Annotated in this window: 20 protein-coding genes; 7 read left to right on the plus strand and 13 right to left on the minus strand. The window is 44.7% G+C overall.

The annotated features are described in order from the left end of the window. Position 1 precedes the first annotated feature (1 nt). The 3 genes from Q0502_RS03305 to Q0502_RS03315 all read right to left on the minus strand — a co-directional run bounded on the left by Q0502_RS03305 (position 2) and on the right by Q0502_RS03315 (position 5,812). Positions 2–1,555: a DUF6850 family outer membrane beta-barrel protein gene (locus Q0502_RS03305; protein WP_298647103.1), complete on the minus strand. Its 1,554-nt coding sequence runs from the start codon at positions 1,553–1,555 to the stop codon at positions 2–4. A 15-nt stretch (positions 1,556–1,570) separates the two neighbouring features. Continuing rightward, complete coding sequence (locus tag Q0502_RS03310) at positions 1,571–2,845, minus strand: DUF4876 domain-containing protein (RefSeq protein ID WP_298647106.1); 1,275 nt, start codon at positions 2,843–2,845, stop codon at positions 1,571–1,573. Positions 2,846–2,950: 105 nt separating this feature from the next. Further along, entirely contained in the window at positions 2,951–5,812 is a 2,862-nt protein-coding gene (locus Q0502_RS03315) for a TonB-dependent receptor (protein ID WP_298647107.1), read from the minus strand. A 314-nt stretch (positions 5,813–6,126) separates the two neighbouring features. On the opposite strand from Q0502_RS03315, the gene Q0502_RS03320 reads away from it, so the two are divergent. Beyond that, a complete protein-coding gene (locus Q0502_RS03320; protein WP_298647109.1) occupies positions 6,127–6,987 on the plus strand; it encodes an AraC family transcriptional regulator in 861 nt (286 codons plus the stop codon). Positions 6,988–7,015: 28 nt separating this feature from the next. Here the strand turns inward: Q0502_RS03320 and Q0502_RS03325 are convergent, their stop codons facing one another. From Q0502_RS03325 to Q0502_RS03340, 4 genes are all read right to left on the minus strand, one after another. Next, the gene (locus tag Q0502_RS03325; protein ID WP_298647111.1) at positions 7,016–7,180 is read right to left on the minus strand and encodes a hypothetical protein; all 165 of its coding nucleotides are present in this window, start codon (positions 7,178–7,180) and stop codon (positions 7,016–7,018) included. A gap of 48 nt (positions 7,181–7,228) precedes the next feature. Beyond that, positions 7,229–9,736, minus strand: a complete 2,508-nt coding sequence (gene feoB / locus Q0502_RS03330) for a ferrous iron transport protein B (protein WP_298647113.1) — start codon at positions 9,734–9,736, stop codon at positions 7,229–7,231. Positions 9,737–9,831: 95 nt separating this feature from the next. After that, entirely contained in the window at positions 9,832–10,386 is a 555-nt protein-coding gene (locus tag Q0502_RS03335; RefSeq protein ID WP_298647115.1) for a PepSY-associated TM helix domain-containing protein, read from the minus strand. Further along, on the minus strand, positions 10,367–10,912 hold the full coding sequence (locus Q0502_RS03340) for a hypothetical protein (RefSeq protein WP_298647117.1): 546 nt from the start codon (positions 10,910–10,912) through the stop codon (positions 10,367–10,369). Before Q0502_RS03340 ends, Q0502_RS03335 begins: the two co-directional genes overlap by 20 nt. Before the next feature lie 391 nt (positions 10,913–11,303). Between Q0502_RS03340 and fumC the strand changes: the two genes are divergently transcribed. Continuing rightward, positions 11,304–12,701 carry a class II fumarate hydratase gene (fumC, locus tag Q0502_RS03345; RefSeq protein ID WP_298647119.1) on the plus strand — a complete coding sequence of 466 codons (1,398 nt, stop codon included), beginning with the start codon at positions 11,304–11,306 and terminating at the stop codon, positions 12,699–12,701. Between the two features lie 147 nt (positions 12,702–12,848). On the opposite strand, the gene Q0502_RS03350 is transcribed toward fumC, so the two are convergent. The 6 genes from Q0502_RS03350 to Q0502_RS03375 all read right to left on the minus strand — a co-directional run bounded on the left by Q0502_RS03350 (position 12,849) and on the right by Q0502_RS03375 (position 16,860). Then, positions 12,849–13,289: a PepSY-like domain-containing protein gene (locus tag Q0502_RS03350; RefSeq protein WP_298647122.1), complete on the minus strand. Its 441-nt coding sequence runs from the start codon at positions 13,287–13,289 to the stop codon at positions 12,849–12,851. A gap of 11 nt (positions 13,290–13,300) precedes the next feature. After that, positions 13,301–13,741, minus strand: a complete 441-nt coding sequence (locus Q0502_RS03355; RefSeq protein ID WP_298647125.1) for a PepSY-like domain-containing protein — start codon at positions 13,739–13,741, stop codon at positions 13,301–13,303. Between the two features lie 210 nt (positions 13,742–13,951). Further along, positions 13,952–15,223, minus strand: a complete 1,272-nt coding sequence (locus Q0502_RS03360; protein ID WP_298647127.1) for a HAMP domain-containing sensor histidine kinase — start codon at positions 15,221–15,223, stop codon at positions 13,952–13,954. Further along, on the minus strand, positions 15,220–15,897 hold the full coding sequence (locus tag Q0502_RS03365) for a response regulator transcription factor (RefSeq protein WP_298647129.1): 678 nt from the start codon (positions 15,895–15,897) through the stop codon (positions 15,220–15,222). Before Q0502_RS03365 ends, Q0502_RS03360 begins: the two co-directional genes overlap by 4 nt. Positions 15,898–16,289: 392 nt before the next feature. Beyond that, positions 16,290–16,430, minus strand: a complete 141-nt coding sequence (locus tag Q0502_RS03370; protein ID WP_298647131.1) for a hypothetical protein — start codon at positions 16,428–16,430, stop codon at positions 16,290–16,292. Between the two features lie 217 nt (positions 16,431–16,647). Continuing rightward, complete coding sequence (locus tag Q0502_RS03375; RefSeq protein WP_298647134.1) at positions 16,648–16,860, minus strand: hypothetical protein; 213 nt, start codon at positions 16,858–16,860, stop codon at positions 16,648–16,650. Between the two features lie 141 nt (positions 16,861–17,001). On the opposite strand from Q0502_RS03375, the gene Q0502_RS03380 reads away from it, so the two are divergent. From Q0502_RS03380 to Q0502_RS03400, 5 genes are all read left to right on the plus strand, one after another. Continuing rightward, positions 17,002–17,382, plus strand: coding sequence for a hypothetical protein (locus tag Q0502_RS03380; protein WP_298647137.1), 381 nt, complete (start codon positions 17,002–17,004; stop codon positions 17,380–17,382). A gap of 181 nt (positions 17,383–17,563) precedes the next feature. After that, positions 17,564–18,973 (plus strand): 23S rRNA (uracil(1939)-C(5))-methyltransferase RlmD, encoded by a 1,410-nt coding sequence (gene rlmD / locus Q0502_RS03385; protein WP_298647165.1) that lies wholly within the window; start codon positions 17,564–17,566, stop codon positions 18,971–18,973. Between the two features lie 111 nt (positions 18,974–19,084). Beyond that, the gene (locus tag Q0502_RS03390; RefSeq protein ID WP_298647141.1) at positions 19,085–20,773 is read left to right on the plus strand and encodes a DUF6377 domain-containing protein; all 1,689 of its coding nucleotides are present in this window, start codon (positions 19,085–19,087) and stop codon (positions 20,771–20,773) included. Positions 20,774–21,069: 296 nt separating this feature from the next. After that, positions 21,070–24,105 (plus strand): TonB-dependent receptor, encoded by a 3,036-nt coding sequence (locus tag Q0502_RS03395; RefSeq protein ID WP_298647144.1) that lies wholly within the window; start codon positions 21,070–21,072, stop codon positions 24,103–24,105. A gap of 5 nt (positions 24,106–24,110) precedes the next feature. Then, on the plus strand, positions 24,111–25,598 hold the full coding sequence (locus Q0502_RS03400; RefSeq protein WP_298647147.1) for a RagB/SusD family nutrient uptake outer membrane protein: 1,488 nt from the start codon (positions 24,111–24,113) through the stop codon (positions 25,596–25,598). Positions 25,599–25,700 lie beyond the last annotated feature (102 nt).

The raw sequence follows: 25,700 nt of genomic DNA on the forward strand, positions 1-25,700 counted from the left end.
TTTAAAATGTACATCCCAACGCGGCGGAAACGTTTATCCTGTGGGGTTCGTTGAAATTGGTTGTTTTCAGCGTCGATTTTGTATAATCGATACCGGCCATGAGGTATACAGTAGTTGGTAATTTTCCAAGCAACATTCGTTTATTGAGTTTGGCCTGGATGCCCCCCGTATAATAATCCGATGTCCGGTATTCGAATAGAGGATATGACCATATACCGGCAAGGGTTATTCCTTCAAAATCGGCTTTCGAAGAAAGATTTTTCCGATAACCTGCATTGAACTTTAATCCCAGCAGAAACATCTTTGGCAGCGGGAATGTTTTTTCCCCTTTCAGAGCAACCGTTATATTGGAATATTCCTGCAGATACATTTCAGGCAGAAAGGAACTGTTTTGCTGTTCAAAGATTACCGTTCCATCAAAGGCGTAATCCGTAAAACCGTCCTTTTCCTTCGTCAATCCATAGTGCCCTTCCATACGGGAGATACGATGGCGGTATTGCACCGATTGGTTGAATACTTCCCATACGGTTTGATTGTTCGCATTGGTAATTTTTTGTTGATCATACCAGATCCCCCTTGAAGGAATATATTCAAAGGACAGTCTGGCAATATGGTTGGTTTCATTGATCTTCGCTGAAAAAAGATTCGATACGGAATAGGTGTCCTCTTTATAATCTCCCGATTTAAAAGGACTTGCGGTGCTTCCATCCTCCGATTCCTCCTTATTGAGTTTATACCCTAACTGAAAGATATTCTCCATGTTCCTTCCTTCCCGGCCAATCTGGATATTTCCCCCGGTTGCTTTTCCCTTATAACGCCGCGAGTGTCCATTGCCCGAATCGGGAAAGTAGTTTCCCAATCCCTGGAACTGGAAAAAGACGAAATTCGATGTACCGTAATAGGATTCCATCCCGATTTTTTCGGCGTATCCCTCGAATCCTGCATCCGCACCTATCGACCAGCGGGAGAACCGATACAGGATACCCGGACGGATGGAATAGCGGACGGCATCGATCAACGCACGCGGGTCATTCTCGTCCGATGAAGAACCACCCTTATAGGTGACGGCAATCCCCCATGTAGTCTTATCGTTAATGGAAGAGGCCATCGCTCCGCGGATATCGAACAGTTCATTGTTGTAATCACCGCCGATACTGTCTGCCAGCAGATAGGGGTTTCCGGGTGAGGGCATCAGTACATTCTTCCACTTCTGCCTGTTCAACCTGGAGATCCCGTAAGAAAAGCTGCCGAAGAAATGAAGCTGTCCCACCTGCCTGAATCCTTCTGCCGATACTTTTCCTCCGTTTGTACTTTTGGGATCGGAAAGGTGTTTATAGGAACCGGAGATATGGTCGTATGCTACGCGTATATCCATGGCGTCGCCAATGCCGGCGTAAGCTACCGGATTTTGTGACTGAAGCCATATATGGCGTACCGGCAACAACGAATAGTCAACCGGATAGGCCACGCTGTCGTTTGTCTGTGCATGGCCTGTCACGGCTGAAAACAGGCAGGTAATGCCTATAAGGATCTTCTTTCTGGAAATGAATTTCATTAATATGAATACCTGTTATTGATCGACGGTTGTCGGATGGACGAACGGGGTAGGAGTCTGGTCTTGCAGAAAATCCTCGGTCGAGTTGTTCGTGTCTTTGTAAATCACTTTTCCGTCAATGATCTGTTTTACTTTTCGACGCACACTTTTGGCGCTGTATGTTCCAGAGGCGATAAACGTATATCCTGCATCCAGGTCGGAAGGCACCCTTTTTTCGCGTTTGTTCGTATCGTGGTTCACACATTCAACAATATCGATGACATATTCTTTGGGTATCCGGAGATGTTGGGGCTTGGTTGTACCCGGCTTCGTGGAGAGATTGGCTTCGTTGGAGGCGAAATCCGCAGGATCGGTATTCTCCGGGAACCGGAAGATGACCATCGCCGGTCCGAAGACGGAATATGTCGCATCAAATGCGGTTGTTATTGTGGTATGCAGCAACTCCATGTTCGGTACTCCCGGTGCATCCGCATCTTTCCCGTTATTGATGTCCCCTACATATAGTTCCCAATCAGCATTGGCCAGATTGACCGGCGACAGGGAATTTCCGGCAGGGTCTGTCTTGTGGTCGATGCCGTCAACCGCGATCACGGTGCTTGTGCGCGGTTCTAAAGGGTGGTCTGTGCCGGAACCTTTGAAATAAAAGGAATATCCGAATAAAGGTAAGCGATCCGGCAAATTTCCGTTCTCGTCCACCCATACCGAAGGACTGTTGGAAACCACCGGATCCAGTGCGCCGAAACCGATATTATCCAGATAGATCACTTCATCGGAATTGTTGTAAATCTCGGTGAAACTATCTTGAAGATAACCGGTAGTGCCGGTAGCCCCTTCGATGGGGGATCCCGAATAATAAATCTCTTTAAATACCAACCCTCCCGACAGGGAACTTGCATGGAGCGTAACGGTAATTGATTTATCTGCCGCAACGGTCGTATTTTCCAGCAATCCGTTGAAAGCGAATTCTTCGGTTTCAAGGGCGACACTGAACGAGTAAATACCCGAGACAAGGGAGAATTGGGCAACACCATCGGCATTTGTTTTGGCGGAAGCATTTGTCCCGGTTTGGGTATTGGTTGCTTTTACCTCAATATCCGAAGGGGTGCCATCGGCATATCCTTCGGGATACTGGACCGTTACATCGACGGCATATCTTACTGCCTCTTCGTCCCCGTCGTCGCAGGAAGAGAAAAGAAGCAGGGAAACTGCAAAAATAAACAGGAAAGCGCTCCATTTCCAATGGAATGCACTTCTTTCGCCATGTTGATTGTTGAATATTATTTTTTTCATACGCTGTATATAATTTAAATGAATATTTTCGTTAAGCAATACGAGTAGAAGACAAGCTTGCTTGGATTATGCCGTTGCGAGAAAATATCTAATTTTAATGAATAGTTAAAACTTATATTGGATCTCTGCTCCGAAATAAAACTCGGTATTTCGTTGCACGTATTGTGATGTTCTGTTACTCTTTTGTGAAGGATTCATCTTTAAGAAGTTGTTTGCCATAAAAGACAACGTCAGATTACGGGAAAATTCCTTGGTCAGGCGAAGGTTGAATTGCAATGCCGGAGGGAGGCTTTCTTCCACATATTCATACGTGTATTGGTTGCCTGACCGAAGAAAAGCATACCGTGAATCCTGGGCATATTCCTCTTTCCATTCATGCTTTTGTCCGCTTTTGTCGAAGAAAGCCAACGGGTCTATGTAGCGCGATGTTTCCGTATCCTGCAGGGCGGTATGGTCATATACTTTTTCTCCGTTGTCGTTGTAATAATATACCAGGGAATTCCCTTTTTCATCCTCCCATCTGTCTTTCTCCTTTGTATTCCAGATGATCTGCGGCGTAAGGGAGACGATCATCTTCAATTCCGGAATATGGGTGATCATACGGATATTGGTATTAATCCGCTGGCGAATCTTTTTATCTCCCGGCGGCATGATCGCAACATACGAGACGAGTTCGCCCTGTTCGACCCTGGATCTTTTTACATAAGTCGGATTGATATTGTAGGACTCCTGGAACAACCAGGCCCCGTCAATAACAAATGATGTACGGATAGATTTTATTTGTCCGATATGTATGATATATTCTACTCCCTTTTTTATGAGAACCTGATTATTGGTCGGCATGTTATAGGTGTAAACAGCCGTGTCCATGACAGAAGAAGCCTGCAATCGCTCTCCGTTTTCGTAATAGTAGACCTCTCCGTTTTCGAATTCCGGCGTTTTGCCGGCTCCTTCCACCGTAAATTTTCGGTATGGGGCGAAGTAAGGAGTGGATGAAAAGGTCATCCCGTTTTTCAGTTTTTCGTGAAAACCCGTTACCGAAACCGATACTTTTGGGATATCGAAAGAGAATCCGATTTCTTTTTTAGTGCTACGGGCCGGTTTCAATGCCGGGTTTGCCGTATCGATCACTTTGGTAGTTACCACTGCCAGCTTATGATCCGTATCATAGTAGTTAAAGCTGACATTGTCGAAGTATGCTTTATCAGGGACAATGTAGGATAGGGTGGGCATTTTCGCGGAAACCCCATAGCCCAGATTGACGCTCAGGCGGTCGAACAACGTATTATTCTTTTTGTTGAGAATCTCCCAGGCCGCATTCAGGCGTGGTTCTATCGAAGAATAATTTCCCGGCCGGGTGTGCGAAAACCGTACTCCGGCTTGCGCGGTAAGCGTTGTGGTGCCTATCGGGTGGATCACTTTGTCTTCCATGAAAAGAGCATAGTTCCACAAAGCCGGGAGGTCTTTATGCGCCCTGGGGCGGATGCTCGATTCAAGCGTCGACATAGGAGGGGCAGACAGGTCGTACTGTAGCCCTTCCCCGTTGTTCCCGCTTACTGAGATATCCAACCCGGCGATGAGTGAGTTGAATGTTTCCCCGAACTGACGATTCAGGTTGCCTTTGATCTTTGCAAAAAAATTATAGGGCTTACCGTCGGTAGTGTATTCCGTATAGAATACTCCCGGCAGGTAGTTTTCTTCAAATATTCCGTCTGTATAAGAAGTCGGATAGGGGACAACTCCCGTTGGGAGCGACTGTAATTGCTTTACATAGTTTTCAGACCAGGAATAATCGCCCGAAAAGCTATATTCCATATTGGTGATCCAAGGCTTGCGCAGCATCCATTTGCCGCTTATTCCCGTCCGTATACCTTTATGAGACGATCGGATAGCTTCCAGCTTGTTTAATTGTGCGTCGGATTTATTGTCGTCGATCGTTTGGAAATAAGAAACCCGCGCATTCATATCTAACGGAGTCGATTTCTCCATAAAGGTGTTGGAGTAAATGGCCGTTCCCGTTAGGCGCTTATAGCCACGGTACTTGTAGCGTATATCATTGTAAGCCTGCGCATAATCCGCCCCGAGATTCAGTGTGCCGGACCGGTCGGGTAAACGGAATCCTTTTGACAGGCTTCCCATCTTGGTGTTCGGATCCATCTTGGCTTTTACTTCCCAGGGCTGGATACCCGTTTTCGTTTTAACCAATACCACTCCCGATGTAAGGTTGCCATATTCCGAAGACGGTATACCCCGGATCACTTCCACTTCTTCGATATTATCAGCGGATATCTCCCTGAGGTCGACACCCCTGCCTACCGTATTGGCGGCGGCGGAGAGATTCCCTGACCGGGTAGTATTGAATGTCTGCATGTTTGCATCGTTCGACATGGGAGCGCCGTCCACCATCACCAGCGTACCTAACGCGCTGTTCGGATTTTCGGTTATTTCCCTGATCTTTACTTGTCCCGGTGATGCCAATGTCGGATTCTCAGTCACTTGCCCGGGTAACAACTGAAATACGTCCGTCAGGCTTTTCGGCTGGATATGCTCAATGGCAGTTGTTTCTATCTTCGATGACGACCCTAATTTACTCTGCGTTGCAGTAACCGTTATTTCCTCCAAAGCCAGGGTTATCGGTTGCAATGTTTGTTGCCAGTCATGAATATCCGAATTGACTATTCTGGGGATGTTCAGCTCTTGGTATCCCAATAGCCGGAAATTGAACGTATATATACCTTGTGGAATATTCTCAAATGAAAAACGGCCATCTTTATCCGTAACCGACCAGATATCCAGGTTGGCAATCGATACAACGGCCATCTCTATCGGCTTTAAATCCGTAGAATCCAATAACACGCCGTTAATCTGAAAATGATTATTTTGGGATTTTACGATCTGTATATGACAAACCATAAGAACAGCCACTGCGATAAGGGCAGTCTTATAAAAAGTATGAATTTTTTTCATATTTCCTATGGGAACACCTTACTTGAACCGTAAGGAATGCCTGTTGACTCCACCGTCTGTATAAATTTGTTACAAAGTAATATGATTCAACAATATCTGTCAATCATTAAAAATAATGATTTTTGTTGGGAAAAATTATCATAAATAGGGATGATAGGGAGACAGGATTCGATTATAATAACCGGTAAAGGAATATTGCCTTTTATAGTTATCAGAACGGAGCTTTTACCCCTGACATAACCATGAATATTAGCAAGATCGGAAAGGAAAAATAGGATATTATATCCTATTTTTGCAGAATATAAATGATCGATATGCAGCAACGAACTTCGACCACAGAAGAATACCAAAAGCAGATAAATATCATTAAGGATTATATCAATAATAATCTGGATAAACCGATTGATTTATCTGAACTGGCTGAAATAAGCCATTTTTCTCCCTGGCATTTCCATCGGATAACCCGGGCTTTGCTCGGTGAACCGCTCGGGAGCTATATCGTTCGGATAAGATTGGAAACAGCCGCTAAATTATTGCGGTATACGGATATGTCCGTTTCCGAAATCGCTTATAAAGTAGGCTATGATGTTCCTACTTCACTTTCCAAAGCCTTCAGGCAACAATATGGGATTTCTCCGATAGATTATAGAACCAATAAAGAATATATGATCATGAAAACAGAAAAGAAAGTTTTGCAGCTAAGTATAAAAGAGCCTAAAGTAATGGATATCCCTGCAAAAAAAGTACTCTACATTAGTTTGACAGGACGTTATGGGAGCCTGGATTTTAGCGGTTCATGGCAACGTTTATGGCAATTTGTGAAAGAGAAGAAGTTATTCTCCGCGGGTATGGAGCACATTGCAATATACCATGACGATCCGAAAGTAACGGAAAGCGAAAAACTCAGGACAGATATATGCCTGACCATTAAAAAAGAGGTCAAACCACAAGGAGAAATAGGAGTAAAAGAGATAAAAGGCGGAAAGTTTGCCATGTTCCTTTATAAAGGTCCCTACGAGAATCTGGATGCAGTATATGACACGATTTACGGCAAATATTTACCTGAAAAAAACCTGAAGCTAAGGGATTATCATTGTTTTGAAAAGTACCTTAACCACCCCGGGAAAACGGCTCCGGAAAAGTTAAAAACGGAGATTTATATTCCAGTAGAATAGACCCTGCTCATTAGCCGCTAAAGGCCTGTTATCGATCGAGATGGCGGGCTTGTTCTTTTTGTATATCACATCCCATGCAGCCTCCGCAATGAGAGTGATCTCTTTCGGTGAAAAAGAAACGATACACCGTCCGCGCGAGGATAATACCCACGACTATACCGATAATGATGATGATAAAAAGTTGTATATCCATACGATTAAAACAGGTTCACCGGATGAAAAGTTTTTACATAGGCCATATTTAAATCAACAGGTTACCCACCTGATATACCAGAAAAGCTATAAACCAGGCGAGGCCGGTGGAGTACAGCACGCTGAACAGCGCCCACTGCCAGGAGTGTGACTCCTCCTTGATAGCCACAATGGAAGCCACACAGGGGAAGTAGATCAGTACGAAAAGCAAAAAGCCCGCCACAACGAGAGGGGTGAAAACGGGTGATCCGTTGGAATAGGATTCTGCCCGCAGCCGATGCTGTAATGATTGCTGATTTTCACTGTCACCGGTATAAAGTACACCCATGGTGCTGATAACGATCTCTTTGGCAGCCATACCCGAGAGTAAACTTACCGATATTTTCCAGTCGAATCCGAGTGGGCGCATCACCGGTTCAATAAATTTCCCGATATTCCCGATATAGGAGTTTTCCTGATGAGATGTATTGCGGATATGCTCTATCTCGGCCACCAGATCCTCCCTCTCTTCGCTGCTGATCTCGTTGCTGGCCTGCTGCGTATCGATCAGGGCAATCTCCTGGTCGAATGCGGCGTCTCTCTCTTCATTCTGGGGGAAATATCCTAAGAACCATATCACGATGGAGGCCACCAGGATAGGACCTCCCATTTTCCGCAGGTACTGACTCGACCGGTCCCACATATGTGTAACAATGGACTTGCGGGTGGGCATCCGGTAAGGAGGCAGCTCCATCACAAACGGGGTTTCCTCTTCCTTGAAAGCGGTTTTGCGGAGCAACCTTGCCGTGACCGCAGCGATTAAAATACCAAAAGCATATAATCCCAGCAACACCAGGCTTGCATATTGAGGTACGAATGCGCTTACGAAAAGGATATAGACCGGTAACCGGGCGCTGCATGACATGAACGGCACGATGAACATAGTGATCATGCGGCTGCTTCTGCTCTCGATGGTGCGTGTAGCCATGATAGCAGGAACATTACAACCGAATCCCATGATAAGCGGGATAAACGATTTCCCGTGCAGGCCGATCCTGTGCATCAGCTTATCCATGATGAAAGCGGCACGCGCCATGTAACCCGAATCTTCCATGAAAGCGATGAAAAGGTACAATATTACAATATTGGGAAGGAAAACTATGACGCCCCCCACACCTCCGATGATACCGTCTACGATCAGTGCTTTCAGTGGTCCCTCTGACATATTGTTTCTGACGAGATTGCCCAGTTGTTCCACCAGCCACTCGATCCACCCCATCGGGTAGTTGCCCAGGCGAAAAGTCGCTTCGAACATGACCCACAAAAAAAGGAAAAAGAGAGGGAACCCGATGTATTTGTGGGTTACGAGGGTGTCTATCAGTTTTGTTTTGTCGGAGAACAGGGTCTTTTCCGTAAGCGTTTCTTTCAGCCCTCCGGCGATAAAACCATACCGGGCGTTGGTGAAGGCCGACTCAGGATCTTCACGCAACAATTTCTCAATGTAGACCCGTTCTTTATCCCTGCGGCTAAAGATCTGTTCCTGTTGGGCCAAGGCACGAACCCGTTTCTCTATATCGCTGTCGCCTTCGAGCAGTTTGATGCAGATGTAGCGTAATGGCATGTTCCATCCGGCATAAGCAGCGGATCCGATACTATTGAATTCCCGCTCCATGATGCCGATGGATTTTTCCAAAACCCTTCCATAGGGTATCTGCACATAATCGTGCTCCTCCTCTTTGTAAACCTCGATCACTTTCTCGAGCAACCGGGGGATTCCCTCACCCCTTTTCCCTACGGTGGGGACAATAGGGATATTGATCAGTGAGGAGAATGTTTCATGATCGAATGTGCGGCCGCTCTCTTCCAGTTCGTCGTACATATTCATGGCGATCACCATCGGGACTTGCAGATCGATCAGCTCGGTGGTGAGGTAGAGGTTTCGTTCCGCCGCCGATGCTGAGACTACGTTGACGATCACATCGGGCTTTTCCTCCAGTATATGTTTCCGCACGAATAACTCTTCAGGAGTATATGCCGAGAGTGAGTAGGTGCCCGGAAGGTCTACCAGCGTAAACTTATAGCCGTTATGCCGTAAAGTTCCTTCTTTCGAATCGACTGTCACGCCTCCGTAATTACCCACGTGCTCATGCGCACCGGATGCCAGATTGAAAATGGTGGTCTTTCCCGAATTGGGATTGCCCAGGAGTGCTACTTTTATCCTTTTTTCAGAATGGAGTCCGTCGTTCCTGTGGTGGGATATCCTGTGTTCCGTTCCGTCATTGTTGTCTTCGTCCGTGTCCGATGGATACTGTTCAGCAGATATCGGTTCTTCTCTGTATTTTTGGGCATCCCCTGCGAGCATGGATATTTCAATCATTACTGCCTCGCTCCGGCGTAGCGATACTTCGTACTCCATGATCGCGTATTTGATGGGATCCTTCAATGGGGCATTCAGTATAGACTTCACTTCCTCTCCTCGCACAAACCCCATTTCGAGCAGGCGTTTCCTGAAAGCACCGCTACCATTTACTTTTGTGATATAGGCTTTTTGTCCGGTTTGTAGTTCTGAAAGGCGCATTAATGATTGAATTTTCTATTTTGGCCTGCAAAGATAAGCCTTTTTATCGTTTTATTTATATTGTTTCTAAATAATAAATCCCGGTCTATATTTTCTTATCCTGCCAATAATATATACAAGATGGGAATAAGCAGGCCGATGATCAGATACCATTTTCCTCTTTTCGCGATACTATGCTTCCCTTTTACCATAAATAACCCCGACACAGCCAGAAAGATCAGTGCGCCTGCAAATATATCGGCCACGGGCGACCATCCTTTGACACGATTATAATGCAGCCGGTTCACCCAGTAGGCAAACGGCTTTCTTTTGCTCGTTTGGTATTGAACCATGCCTGTCCGCGGATCATACTCTCCGATACCACCTTGTATCATTAGACGGTATTTCCCCGCAGTTTCGCCGATATTGTTCAGTTTGGGTCTGTCGGATTCGGATTCCCATATTTGTTTAAACTTTTCCGGCGTCAGTCCTTCGGCAAAAGTCAGGCTCTCATTCTCTATTCTATACGAGGGGTCTTTGCCGTCCAGATGGTTGAGTAAAATACCGGAAATTCCGTAAACAAGGGACAGTCCCACCATCACGAAACCGAGGTCGCGGTGGATGATCCGTATCCACTTTCTTACTTTCGGATTAATTGTGAACTTTCTCATAGTTCAACCCGTCGATATAATATATCGAATAATAATCTTTGCCGTGGACTTTCATCCACTCTTTCATCTCGTTGATATTGGCTAATTCAGCCTCACAGGTTTCCGCCGAAACTTCTTCTTTTACCAGTCTCTCGTTGAGGTCAATTTCCATATCTGCTACTTCAGACTGGGTGAGGCGTCGTTCACGCAATATGCCGTTCACCTCCAGTTGTGAACCCTCCAATTCCTTGTCAAATCCCCCTATTTCCCCTGTGGCTTCCACACGGATTGAATGCTTCTGTCCTTCGCCGGTCAGGAAACAACGTTTGCCTGAATGTTTGCAAGTATGGGTAACATACCCCCTGACCGCGACCGGTTCATCGATAAACGATTCTGCAACGGCATACAGGGAATCTGCATCGAAAACGACGGTCCCGGTTTCTGCCGTAGTTTGTTTACTATCCCTGTTGCTTTGTGTTTGTCCCGCGTTGCTGCAGGAGACTGTATAAAAGGCAAATGCCACTAAAGTAAAAGCTAACTGTTTCATACGATTATTTGATTTATCAATTATGAATTAATGTGCAAAATTACTGTTTTTTGGGTGATTACTATTCAAATGGCGGAGTGGCGGCCTGATATAATTCCAATAAATATATTTCATTTGTGAGTTTACAACTTCAAAGGAATAACCTTTTTCATGGTAAAACCATCCCCTGAAATGAGTATATTTTTAGGGAAATATACTATGAAATAGGAGTATTGAGTGTATGTTTTTTACTTTATCCCGTTTTCCGATGCCGTTTTTTCTTTGTACTTTTGCATGGTGCGGAATGAAGAGGGATCGGAATGTTTTTATTAAACACTATAAGCAGAAACTGACGACAAACCGGCTGATGAGATTAAAGACAAAAATTATATAAATATTAAACAAAAGGTTTATGGATTACAGAATTGAAAAGGATACGCTGGGTGAGGTGCAAGTGCCTGCCGACAAACTGTGGGGTGCGCAAACCGAGCGGTCGCGCAACAATTTTAAGATTGGAAGCCCCGCTTCCATGCCGCTGGAGATCATTTACGGGTTTGCTTATCTGAAAAAAGGAGCGGCGTATGCCAACCATGAACTGGGTGTGCTGTCACAGGAGAAACGCGATTACATCGCGCAGGTATGCGATGAAATCCTGGAAGGCAAACTCGACGACCAGTTTCCGCTGGTTATCTGGCAGACAGGATCGGGGACGCAGAGCAATATGAACGTGAATGAAGTGATTGCCCATCGTGCCCATCAGCTGGCAGGAAAGACGATAGGGGAGGGAGAGAAAACATTACAACCCAACGATGATGTGAACAAGTCGCAGTCGTCTAACGATACGTTCCCTACCGGAATGCATATCGCCTGTTATAAAAAGATCGCAGAGGTCACCCTGCCCGGGTTGCGCCAACTGCAGCAAGCATTGGCCACCAAATCGAAAGAGATGGAGGATGTGGTGAAGATCGGGCGGACACATCTTATGGATGCCACTCCCCTCACATTGGGACAGGAATTCAGCGGGTATGCCGCACAACTGGAGTATGGTATCCGGGCTATTGAAAATACATTGCCGCACCTGGCGGAGCTCGCCCTCGGCGGTACCGCGGTAGGAACAGGGTTGAATACGCCCAAGAACTACGATGTGACCGTGGCACGCTACATTGCCGAATTTACCGGCCTCCCCTTTGTAACGGCAAAGAATAAGTTTGAAGCGCTTGCCTCCCATGATGCCATCGTGGAAACACACGGCGCTTTGAAACAGGTAGCCGTAGCGCTCAATAAGATAGCCAACGATATCCGCCTGCTGGCCTCCGGCCCGAGAAGCGGTATCGGTGAGATCATTATCCCGGCTAACGAACCCGGCTCGTCTATTATGCCCGGGAAAGTGAATCCTACCCAATCGGAAGCGCTCACCATGGTCTGCGCCCAGGTGATCGGGAACGATATGGCAATTGCCGTAGGAGGCATGCAGGGACATTTCGAACTGAATGTCTTTAAGCCGGTAATGGCCGCCAACTTCCTGCAGAGCGCACAACTCCTGGGCGATGCCGCCGTTTCCTTCGATATACACTGCGTATCGGATATCGAACCCAACAAGCCACGTATTAAGGAATTATTGAACAACTCATTGATGCTGGTAACCGCTTTGAATACCAAGATCGGTTATTATAAAGCTGCCGAGATCGCCAATGCGGCCCATAAAAACGGAACCACGCTCAAAGAGGAGGCCGTGCGCCTCGGTTATGTCTCTGCGGAAGATTTCGATAAATGGGTGCGCCCCGAAGATATGATCAAGTCGCTGGATTGATATAGAAGCGATCTTCCTTGATCAGGCCAAAAGAAGAGAGCGTGTTATAAGCCCTTGCTTATGACGCGCTCTCCTGTGTTAGAGGGATATTCGCCTCCGTTATTCTGTTTGTCGCCGGATTATTCCTATACGGCATTTAAACCACCTTTAGTTTAGTACTTTTCCGGTTCCGTCTATTTTTACTTTTACTTCGGAGTTGCCTTTTTCAAGTTCCAACAGGTAGTAATTGCCCTGGGGGGTCTCTACAAAATCGGCGTCATCGATGTGGTATCCTGTATAAGCGGGATCGTTTATGATATTTCTTACTTCCTGCGGCAAGTCGGAGATCCTCATATCCCACGAAGTTCGCAACCAGTTGTTGTTCAGGTCGAAAACGACCTCCTTACTCACATTATCATGAAGAACGTCTGCTTCGATTGTTCTGTTGTCGTCCCGTTCAATCTCCAGGATCCGGGCATCCGGATATTTCTCTTCGATGAATACTTTGATGCCGTTGGTAGCAGTGCCGGGCAAATAGTCGTCATCACAGCTCAAAAATGGCATTGTTATAACAGCCAGCGCTAACATTGTTAAAATAGATTTTTTCATACTTTTCATTTTTAATCGTCAATATCAATTATAGTATAATTAGCGTCGAATTCCAGTTCCATCCCATTCAATAGTTCGATTTCATGCCGGTTCCGACTCTTTTTTTCTATTTTGGTTATTTTCAGATCGGGATAATTCGTCCTGACATAATTCGCAATTTGTTCCGGTACGACTTCCGGGGGAAGCCCCGCATATTTACAATTGATCTCTTTCCACATTCCTTTTTTATCGAATTCCACTTTATTGCCGTTGGTGAAAATAACTTCATAGCTTTTGTCCAAAAAATCACGTTCCATTTTAACCAATGCGACTGAGTGGTCGGGGAAATATTTTTTGATCGTTTGTTGAGACCGGGCCGGTAGTTGATCAAAGTTGATAGGTTTATCATTACCGGCTTTGGTTGTTACGTGAACAGCTGCCACGCATAAGAATAAAAGAATTAATTTTTTCATCTGTGATTTGTTTTTATTTTCAGTTTGTACATGGCAAAGCTATGACACGATTCTGAAAAGAAAATGAAACGAACGTAATAATCAATTTGATGATGTGATGATTGGGCAATGTGATGATTTAATATACCAATCAACAGATCAGTGAATCACCCCATCTTTTACGACTTTAGTGTTAAATAATAAATATTGTGGTATAAAATCGAGGCCCTTTTATCCGGAAATTTCGAAACGATGAAAATCTTCCTCAAAAGCATAATTTATATGCAGCTTCCCCAAATCGCATATCGACTTGATCAATGCCAGCCCAAGTCCTGAGGATTCCGGTTTTTTATTCCCCTGGTAGAATCTCTTGAAAATAAATTGGGGGTCAAGGGAGGATCCCTGCCCGGTATTTTTGAAAATAAGCTTCGACGAAGAGATTTCGATATTTATTTTTCCGTTTGTCATGTTATGGACAAAAGCGTTTTTGATAATGTTGTTGACCAGTATATCGGCCAGGGTTCTATTCATCACTACTTTAAATATGCCGGATTCCCTGATTTCAACGTCGATGTTCATGTGGGCGTATACTTCTTCGTAATCGCGGATATTCTTTTTTATAATGGAGTTCAGTTCAATTTCATGTGTGCCGGAAAACTGCCTGTTTTCTATTTTAGAGAGCAACAACAGTGTTTTATTCAACCGGGTGATGTATTCGAGGGTCCGGAGTGTTTTTGACAACTCTTCCAGTTGGGTCTTCGTAAGGGATTCGTCATCCATTAAGTTTTCCAGGCGGTTGCGGCAGACGGCCAGTGGGGTTTGGATTTCGTGGGAGGCGTTCCCGATGAATTGCTTTTGTTCTTCGAAAACCTCTTCGCTGCGTTTCATGCTTTTGACTACTGTCTCGTTCAGTTTTTTGAATTCGGTGATATCCGTATCGTTTTTTAAAGGGGCGTTTTCTCTTCCTATTTTATATCGATTGAGCCAGGCGAGTAATTTATGCAGGGGGCGATTGCTCTCGTGGTACACCCAGACGTTGATCAGGAGTATGCAAAGTAAAAGACCAAAATATAAGAAGATAATCCAGTAAAGGATGGCCTCCTTGAGATCTTTCTTCTCAATGGTGGGTATGGCGACAACCAATTCATAATATTTTCTGTTTTCGTCTTTGTAAATGGTGGTGAGTATACGTGCCGGCTCTGTTTCCTTTTTCAATGGTATATACACCATGGAATCCAGATAACGGATGTGGGGTTTGTTTTGTGCTTCTGCGGTCGTTATTTCTTTCAGGTAATATTGGTTATTGGAGTTGTTGCTTTCCGAAGGCAGTTCTTCTCCTGCCAGCAGGCGCATGATGATCTGTTCGGAATAATCTTCCAGCGAGTCGTCGGTCTCATCATTTATTTCATCGATCATCCTCACATAAAAGAAGACGGCCCATATTGCCAAGGCAACACTGAGTATAATACTCAATCGGATGATGATATGGTAGATCAGTTTCATTCAATGATTAATTTATACCCTATGCCGTACACGGCTTTTATTTCAATGTTTGCTCCGGATTCCTTCAGTTTCTTCCTCAGGTTTTTAATTTGCGCATAGATGAAATCGAAATTATCGACCTGGTCGATGTGGTCGCCCCATACCGCCTCCGCCAGTGTGTGCTTATTGATCAGCCGGTTACTGCGGTTTGCAAAATAAAAAAGTATGTCGTATTCCTTACGGTTAAGGTCTATATCCCTGTCGTTGACCGTAACCTTGAACCCTTCGGGATAAATTTTTACATTGCCTGTTTCTATGGACATGTTTCCGTCGTGTTGTTTCCGTCGTATAACGCTCCGGATCCGCGCAACAAGTTCGGCCAGGTGGAATGGCTTGGCCAGATAGTCGTCCGCACCCAGTTCCAGCCCTGTAATTTTATCTTCCAACGCGTCTTTAGCGGAAATAATGATCACGCTGTCCTGTTTCTGCATCTTCTTTAAAGCTTCCAGTATAGATAACCCGTTACCGTCGGGAAGCATAATGTCCAACAGGATGCAATCGTATTCGTAATCTTCTATCTTCCGGATAGCCGATTGATAGGATGAGGCGCATTCCACCACATATCGTTCTCTTTCCAGGGTTTGCTTTATCAGCTCGTGTAAAGATGGTTCATCTTCTACTATCAATATCTTCATACGGTTAATTTATTTTCAGGGATCTCATACAGTAAAATTAAATATTTTGCATCAGATCCCTAGGGTACCGGCTGTTAATTTATCCTTTCGAAGTTTTCTCCTGCTTATACCCTATTTATATTTACCGGGATAAATAACGAAATTATTTCTGAATTAAATCTGAAAAATCTTTTTTTGAGCCGTACCAGCGATTTTTTGATTTTCGTACCTACTGCCGCGAACCTTTTCTACCGCCACTTTTGATACTCTCACTATATATCGGAGATCTATTTCAATAAGCTGGGTAAAAAGAGTTACATTTAAGTTTATCGGTAACGAGAATCTTTAGCCATAGGAGGAAAAATTATTTGAAAATAGGGGGAGAGAGGAAGGGATTATAAAATATGGGTTTATCAGGTGGTTAATATGATCAGGCAAACGGATAGCCCGATGAGTACTATAGCTAAAAGGAGATAGATCATGATCTCGAGCCATTTTTCGCTGATTTGATTCTTCTTCATGTGATTAGTGTACTTTTCACATGCTCGTTTCATATGATTTTTTATTTAGACAAAAGAATCAAGAGCCCAGGATATGTCTGATGGCAGATTACTCAATCATTAAATCGTTTAATCATCACATCAACTAATTACCCTTGACTTTTGCCCCATTGTTCTTTATTCCTGATCCTCATGCCCCTCAGGTGTAGCTTAGCGGTATCCCAAACTGTGGGCTCATCTCACGTTCTCAGCGCGTCAAGTTGGTAATGTTCTACGAACCCCAGATATCTGTAATCCCATATTCTGCGAAGATGGATTCTATTAGTTCCTTTTCATGCACCTTCAGGGAATACACACCGCGGATACGATATCCCAGACCCTGCGAGGTTCGAATGCCAAGCGCCTGCATGAGTTTAGCTTTGACTTCAGCCAGATCTTTTACCTGTACTTGACCGAGACCTTTCTGAAACGAATTTCTTTCCATTTTTTTATGTATTAGCAAGGGAAATAGCATTTTCTCCCTATTTCAAAAATGAAATAAAAACATTTACTTTGTAATAAGTTATTTCGTTTTGCAAATATCAATAATATTATTGAATAAAGCAAATAAAATGAGTGTTTTTTTATGGAAAATGAAACTATTTTTGATAGGATCGCTCAAGTGATTGAAATTGAGTGTAATGGAGTGCCTGCTCAGTTTGCGAAAAAAATTGGGTCAAAAGATCAAACTGTCAGAAATATTGTTGTAAATAGAAGAAGTTACCCTGGATACGAGATATTATTAAAGATTATCCAATCAATTGATTGGTTAAATCCGGACTGGTTGATTACCGGCAGAGGAGAAATGAGAAAAAAAGTCGAAAAAAGCGACCGGGACGTTGCAGAACCGGCGTCTCATTACGAGACCGATATCAACAAACAGCTGATAAGTATCATTGATTCACAACAACGCACCATTGAAAATCTGACCAGGTATAAAAAAACCGATACCGCGGGTCCGGTATAGACCCATTATTTCTTAAGTATCATCCTTAATTTTGTCTCAAACCCGTTTAAGATGCAGTTTCATCCGGATAACTTTTTTTTATCTTTATAGAATATAAGATGCGGTTCGGCAGAATCTTCAAACAAGTTTGATATTCTGCGCTCACCTTTCACTATCTTTGTGCCTCAAAACGGTGGAGATGATGGTAAGAAAGAGAAAACAACTTCCCTTACTAGAGAATATTCTTATTACTGATGTGGCAGCCGAGGGTAAGGCGATTGCCAAAGTCGACGGTATGGCGGTCTTTGTGCCTTATGCCGTACCGGGAGATGTGGTGGATATTCAGTTGACGCGGAAAAAGAACAGTTTCGCCGAGGGTAGGGTGGTGCGTTTTGAAAAGTATTCGGAAAACAGGACTGAACCGTTTTGTATTCATTTTGGCGTGTGCGGCGGTTGTAAATGGCAGATGCTGCCTTATGAGGAGCAGTTGAAGCAGAAGCAGCAGCAGGTGGCGGATAACCTGGAGCGGATAGGGAAAGTCGATCTGCCGGACATCAATCCTATTCTGGGTGCATCCCGTACGACTTTTTACCGGAATAAACTTGAATTCACCTTCTCCCACAAAAAATGGCTGACCGAAGCACAAATTGCCGGCGGTGAGACATTTGACAATATGAAAGCGTTGGGTTTTCATATTCCGGGTATGTTCGACAAGGTGCTGGATATCGATAAATGTTGGTTACAGGATGACCTTTCCAATCAAATCAGAAATGCAGTCCGGGAGTTTTGCCTGGAAAACAACTATTCCTTTTTCGATCTTCGCAACCAGACGGGGCTGATGCGTACGCTCATCATCCGCAACAGTTCCCTTGGCGAATGGATGGTGATCGTGGTCTTTTATGAAGACGATCCGGAGAAAAGGGAAAAACTGATGGGTTTTATCGCCGGAAAATTTCCGCAAATCACTTCATTACTCTACATTATCAACAGCAAAGCCAACGATACGATCACCGATCAGGAGGTGATCACCTGGCATGGCCGTGATCATATTTATGAAGAGATGGAAGGGTTGAAGTTCAAGATCGGGCCCAAATCATTCTTTCAGACCAATAGCGAACAGGCGTATAACCTTTATAAAGTGGTCCGTGATTTTGCACGGTTGTCAGGCGGAGAGACAGTATATGACCTTTATACCGGAACGGGTACTATTGCCAACTTCGTGGCGCGAAATGCAAAAAAGGTGGTGGGAGTAGAATATGTCCCTGAGGCCATCTACGATGCCCATGAGAACTCCCGTCTGAACGGAATCGACAATACACTTTTTTTTGCCGGTGATATGAAAGATGTACTCACCGCCGATTTTATCTCTGAACACGGACGCCCCGATGTGATCATCACCGACCCACCCCGGGCCGGTATGCACAACGATGTGATCGATGTGATCCTTCTGGCGGAACCGGAACGGATTGTGTATGTAAGCTGTAATCCCGCCACGCAGGCGCGTGATCTGAGCCTGCTCGACGGTAAGTACAGGGTGGCACGCATACAACCGGTAGATATGTTCCCGCACACGCATCATGTGGAGAATGTGGTGCTGTTGGAAAAAAAATAATTTTGTGTGCTTCCGCAATATAAACGGGCAATTTATTTAGTTTTATATGAGGGGATAAGGCATTATCCGATATTTTTTTATAAATTGCGACATGAGAGATATATCTAATTTATGAATAGTCGCAGATCAATCGTTGTACTGTTTTGGGCTGTTGTCTTTGTTTTCCCTGTCAGGAGCGTTTTAGCCGGCGAGCCACAACAAGGGGTGGCACTCAGGATATTATACGAACTGATGGAGAACAAAGAAACATTCATGTCGGAAAAAGAGGACCGGATATTATCCGTAAAAAAGATGTTAGAAACGCCTAATATAAGCGATGTACAACGATATGATATAAACCTGCAATTATTCAACGAATATAAAACATATATTTCCGATTCGGCCATTCATTATGTAAACCAGAACATAAAGATATCCGAAAAATTGAGCGATCGCGACCGGATGAATGAATCGAACCTTAATCTGACCTCTTTGTATATTATAGCGGGAATGTACATCGAATCATTGGATATTCTGAAAAATATTGATAAAAACGGACTTTCTGATGAACTGCTGATAAGATATTATGACAGCTATAAACAGTTATACCGGAACTATTCCTTCAATAATTTTAATGCCCATGTATATATTGCAAAGAGCAGCCAGTACCGCGACTCATTGCTGAATGTACTTGATAAAAATTCCAACCATTACCGGATTGTATATGCCGAAAAACTATTCGACGAAAACCGGTTGGCTGAATCAAAACAGATTTTACAGGATCTTATCAATCAATCGGAGGCAGAAGACCATGAAAAGGCCGTTTTGACCTATGCCCTGGCAAATATTTACCGGAAAGAAGGAGATATCGATAAGCAAATAACCTATTACGCCATATCGGCCATCTGCGATATAAAGAATGCGATTAAGGAAAATGCATCGATGCAGGCATTGGCCATCACGTTATTTGAAACCGGTAATATAGAAAAGGCTTATAGTTGTATCAAATCGTCGATGGAAGATGCCATGTTTTGTAATGCCCGGCTGCGGACGTATGAAATTTCGCAAATACTTCCGATTATCGATTCGGCTTATCAGGAAAAAGTCAGGAATCAGCAGTCAGAGCTGCAACTCTTCCTTGTCCTGGTAAGTCTTTTGTCGTTGTTTCTTATCCTTGCCATTATTTACGTCTATCGCCAGATGAAGAAGATTGCCCGGATAAGAAAGGAACTGTATCAAACGAACCTGAAGCTGAATGATCTGAACAGGGATTTGCAACTCACCGTGGATCAATTGAATAAAACGAATAAAAAATTGTCGGACGTAAATGATGAATTGTCCGAATCCAACGAGATCAAGGAAACTTACATCGGCCATTTTCTGGATCTTTGTTCAACATATATCAATAAATTGGAGAAATACCAGAACACGCTCAATAACAAAGCCGCCGAACGAAAACTCGATGAACTTTTCAGGATGCTGAAATCGCACGATATGATTGACCAGGAGCTGAAGGAGCTCTATAAACTGTTCGATAACATCTTTCTTCATCTGTATCCTGATTTCGTGGAAGAATTTAATTCACTGTTGCTCGAGGAAGAACGTTTCGTGCTAAAAGCCAATGAACTGTTGAACGTTGAACTACGTATATTCGCCCTGATCCGGTTGGGAATAACCGACAGTGCACGCATAGCCAACTTCCTGCATTATTCCGCAAATACCATTTATAATTATCGTACGAGAGTACGAAATAAAGCTGCCGTGCCCCGTGATAAGTTCGAAGGTTTAGTGATGAAAATCGGTGCCATACAGAAAGTATAAATATATACGATCCACTTTTTTTGCAGCTTGATATGTGTTTATTCGTTTGATTTATAGCGTTGTATGTGATTTTCGTGTCTATATGTTAACTATTCGGATTTTTTTCTCGTTACTTCATCTTTTACATTTGCCGGTGTTATTGAAGTATAAATGTGACTATAACCTTTCAATTTCATTAGACATTTTGAGTCGCCTTCGCTTCTCGATTTCCAATTCTGCGCTCGGCAAAACAAATAAATTTGTTCTGCTCTTGCTTAACAAAAATGTTGTATTTTTTATTTTCTAAATTTATTAACATGAGGGAAAAACAAAAATTATCCAAAGAGCCTATTGCATACAGGTTATTATTATTGGTCTTGTGTGTAGTTTTCAGTGTTCATCTGTCGGCTCAGAATCAGAAAATGATTTCCGGAAATATCACCGATGAACAGGGTGAGTCTGTGATTGGGGCTTCCGTTTTTGTAAAAGGAACTACTGTCGGAACCGTAAGTGATATCGATGGCAATTTTTCTCTGGAGGTACCTGAATCCGCAGTGATTACCGTTTCTTACATCGGCTATCACCCCCAGGATATTCCGGTTGCGGGGAGAACGGATTTCTCCATTATATTGAAAGAAGACAATCAATTGTTGGATGAAGTGGTTGTTGTCGGATACGGCGTGATGAGGAAGAGGGACCTCACAGGCGCTGTAGCATCGGTTTCCGGCGAAACGATGAAAGACAAACCTGTAGCCAGCATCGGGGAAGCCCTTCAGGGGCGGGCAGCCGGTGTGCAGGTTATTTCTTCCGGTAAACCGGGCGATAATGTTTCCTTCCGCATCAGGGGAATCAGTACCATTAACAACAGCGAACCTTTGTTGGTTGTCGATGGCGTACCTACCGATTTGGGGATCAATGCCCTGAATATGGAGGACGTGGAAACGGTAGATGTGCTCAAGGATGCTTCCGCAACCGCTATTTACGGTTCCCGCGGTGCGAACGGCGTGATATTGATTACCACGAAGAAAGGGAAATCGGGGGACGGTTCTATCTCGTTCAGTGCGAATTGGGGAGTACAAACCGCTACCGATATGCCTCAAATGCTCAATGCTGCACAGTTTACCTCGTTACATAACGAGATGATCGCCAATTATAACAAGTTCGCTTCCTCGCCGCTTGCCCAGCGTCCTGATTTTGCTGACCCAACGTTGTGGGGCGAGGGTACCGACTGGCTCGACGCACTGTTCCGCTCGGCATGGATGAAAAACTATACGGTTTCCTATTCGGGCGGTAACGATAAGAGTAATTACTATGTGTCGGGTGGAGTTTTCGATCAGGATGGTATCGTGCTTAATACCTCATACCGGCGTTATACCGTACAGTTCAACAGCGAATCGAATGTGCGCTCATGGATAAAATTCGGTAACTACATAACCCTGAGCCATGATATAAAGAAACAAGGTTCTTATGATATTCGCGGAACAATGGCTTCACTGCCTACCCAACCTGTTTATAACGAAGACGGTTCTTATTCCGGCCCCGGCGAACCGGCCCACCAGTACGGCGATATCCGCAACCCGATCGGAACGGCGACCCTAAGCCGGAACAGGACCAACGGATACAATGTACTTGGCAATATCTTTGCCGAGATCAAACCGGCAGATAAACTCACATTCAAATCGCTGGGCGGTATCGATTTCAAATTCTGGGATAATAACAGTTTTAGTCCCAAATACGACTGGAAGCCTATTCCGCAGCCGCAATCATCGTTGTATGAGGAATCGAACAAAAGCCTTACCTATTTATGGGACAATACACTTACATTCATAGACACGTTTGAGGATAAACATCATATCAATGTGATGATCGGTTCCAGCGCCCAGAATAATGTGTATAACCGCATGAACGCGAGTATACAGGGATTCCTGAGCGATAACAACCACCAATTGAACAACGGGCTTACCGACCCGACAGTCGGCGGAACAAAAAACGATTGGGCTGTCCTTTCGTTCCTGGGGCGTGCCAATTACAATTTCGACAATAAATACCTTTTCACGGCAACCATCCGCCGCGACGGTTCTTCGCGGTTTTCCAAAGAGAACAGATGGGGAACGTTCCCTTCGTTCTCAGCGGCATGGCGGTTGTCGGAAGAGTCTTTTTTCCATACCAACGAATGGGTGAACGATGTCAAAGTACGTGTAGGTTACGGTGAAACCGGAAACCAGGACGGCATTGATAACTATGCCTACTTCACCCGCCTGAGAACAGGCCAGTATGTGTTCAACGGTACGCCGGTTTCCACGTTGTATCCGTTGGTGATGCCCAATCAGGATGTGAAATGGGAGACCGTAAAGCAACTCAATGCCGGGGTCGATCTCGCACTGGTCAATCAGCGCATTAACCTGACACTGGATGCGTACCTGAAAAATACGAGCGATATGCTGGTGCCGATGTCCGTACCCATTACAACCGGTTATTCCGATATTTACGTACCGAGTATTAATGCCGGACAAGTTCAGAATAAGGGTGTTGAATTGACCGTGTCGTCCAGGAACCTTACCGGTGAATTTGAATGGGATACCGATTTCAACATTTCTTACAATAAGAATAAAGTAATGAAGATGAATGAGGGGATTGCCTTGTTTACCGGCAACGATATCAATATGACCAAAGTGCAGGTCAGTGCAGAAGGGAGGCCGGTGAATGCTTTCTATGGTTATGTAACCAATGGTATTTTCCAGAACCAGCAGGAAGTCGACCGGTATGCGGTTCAGGTAGCGGGGGGGACGGCGCCCGGTGATATCAAATTCCGTGATCTGGACAATAACGGTGTGATCAATGCCGAAGACCGGACCTTTATCGGCAACCCTTTCCCTGACTGGTCGTTCTCTCTGAACAACAGCTTTGCCTATAAGAATTTCGACATGCAGCTGTTTTTCCAGGGTGTCGCCGGAAATGATATTTACAATGCCAACAGGATATGGCAGGAAAGTATGTCCGTTCCGCAGAACCAGACGAGAAAAGTGTTGGATCGCTGGACAGGGGAGGGGACAAGTAACAGCATCCCGCGTGCGGTATATAGTGATCCCAACCAGAACGTGCGTCACTCCGACCGGTTTATCGAAGACGGTTCATACCTTCGTTTGAAAAACCTTACACTGGGTTACAGGCTACCGCAATCGGTTACACAAAAAGCACAATTGAGCATGGCACGCCTCTATGTCTCATGTCAGAATTTGTTTACGCTTACCAAATATTCGGGTTTCGATCCCGAAGTAGGGGCGGGCGGTGTCGATCTCGGCACTTATCCGGTAACACGTACCATCAGTTTAGGGTTAAACATTCAATTTTAAATATTATGAAGAAGATATTCTATATAGGACTTTTGTCCGCATTGACATTGCTCGGATCATGTTCGGATTTTCTGGACAAGGTCCCTTATGAAGATCCCAGCGCCGAAGCGCTTACCGACGAAGCATCGGCCATTGCATTGGTAAACGGGGCATATCAGCCGCTTCAGCGTCCCAAGTTATACAACATGAGGATATGGACGCTGGATATTATTGCCGGAAACAGTGAAGTAGGCGCCGGAGGGGGTACCGACGGTATAGAGACCGTTACGCTGGCGAATTTTGTGGCCACGGCCGATAATGCCGCCGCACTCGATATCTGGAGAGGTCCCAATCCGGGCATATTGTACTGCAATACGGTATTGGAAAATGTGCCGGAGATGGATATCGATGAATCGTTGAAAAACCGGTCTATCGGGGAAGCAAAATTCCTTCGAGCGCACTATTACTTTATTCTGGTACAACTTTTCGGGGATGTCCCGATGACGGTCGCCACGCCGAAACCCGGAGATAACCTGCTGCAGGCACGTACCGACAGGATGACCATTTATAACGAAGTGATCATTCCTGATCTGAAGGATGCAGTAGCACTATTACCCGTCAGGGAAGAATATTCAGGGAGCGATATCGGTCGTGCATCCAAGGGAGCTGCCGCCGGAATGCTGGCAAAGGTATATCTTACGCTGGGGATGTATGAGGAATCACTGCAAATGAGTGAACTGGTCGAGAGCCTCGGTTATACCCTCAATCCCGATTACAGCGATTGCTTCGGCGGGGAGGAGAGGCATAAAAATACAGCCGAATCTCTGTTTGAGGTACAATATTACGGATTGACCAAAGCCGGATTCTGGGATGATGAAAATCAGGCGAATTGGTTAAGTACCTATATGGGACCGCGCAATACCGGATGGGTAGGCGGCGCATACGGCTGGAACCAGCCGACCCGGGAATTTGTGGATCAATACGAAGAAGGCGATCTGCGTAAAGACAAAACCATTCTGTATGAAGGAGGCCCCACTTTCGACGGCAAATCATATAAAGCCACCATGTCGAATACAGGGTACAATGTCCGGAAATTCCTTGTACCGCTGTCCGTTTCGCCCGATTACAATACGAATTCGGCAAACGTCGTCGTGTTGCGTTTTGCCGATGTGTTGCTGATGAAAGCCGAAGCATTGAACGAGTTGGGAAGAAGTGAAGAAGCGGAAGAGCCTTTGTATCAGGTACGCAGGAGAGCCGGACTGGATGACCGGAGCGATGTGGAAAATTTATCGGCCGAACAGATGAGGGAGAAGATCAGGCATGAACGCCGTATCGAATTAGCTTTTGAGGGACACCGCTGGTTCGACATGGTCCGGTGGGATAACGGCCGGTATGCATTGGATTTCCTGCATTCTATCGGGAAAATCAATGCGGCGCAGAAACACCTTCTGTTCCCTATCCCGCAAAGGGAAAGGGATGCCAATCCCAATTTAACACAGAATCAAGGATATTAATATCATAACAGTCCGGTATTTTCTTTAAAGAACCACTCATAACAAATTGATTGTCGGCATCAAACAGACATCTCAAAGAACATATTTAATTGGGTTATTAAG

Source organism: uncultured Proteiniphilum sp. (genome assembly GCF_937873925.1).
Classification (GTDB): Bacteria; Bacteroidota; Bacteroidia; order Bacteroidales; family Dysgonomonadaceae; genus Proteiniphilum.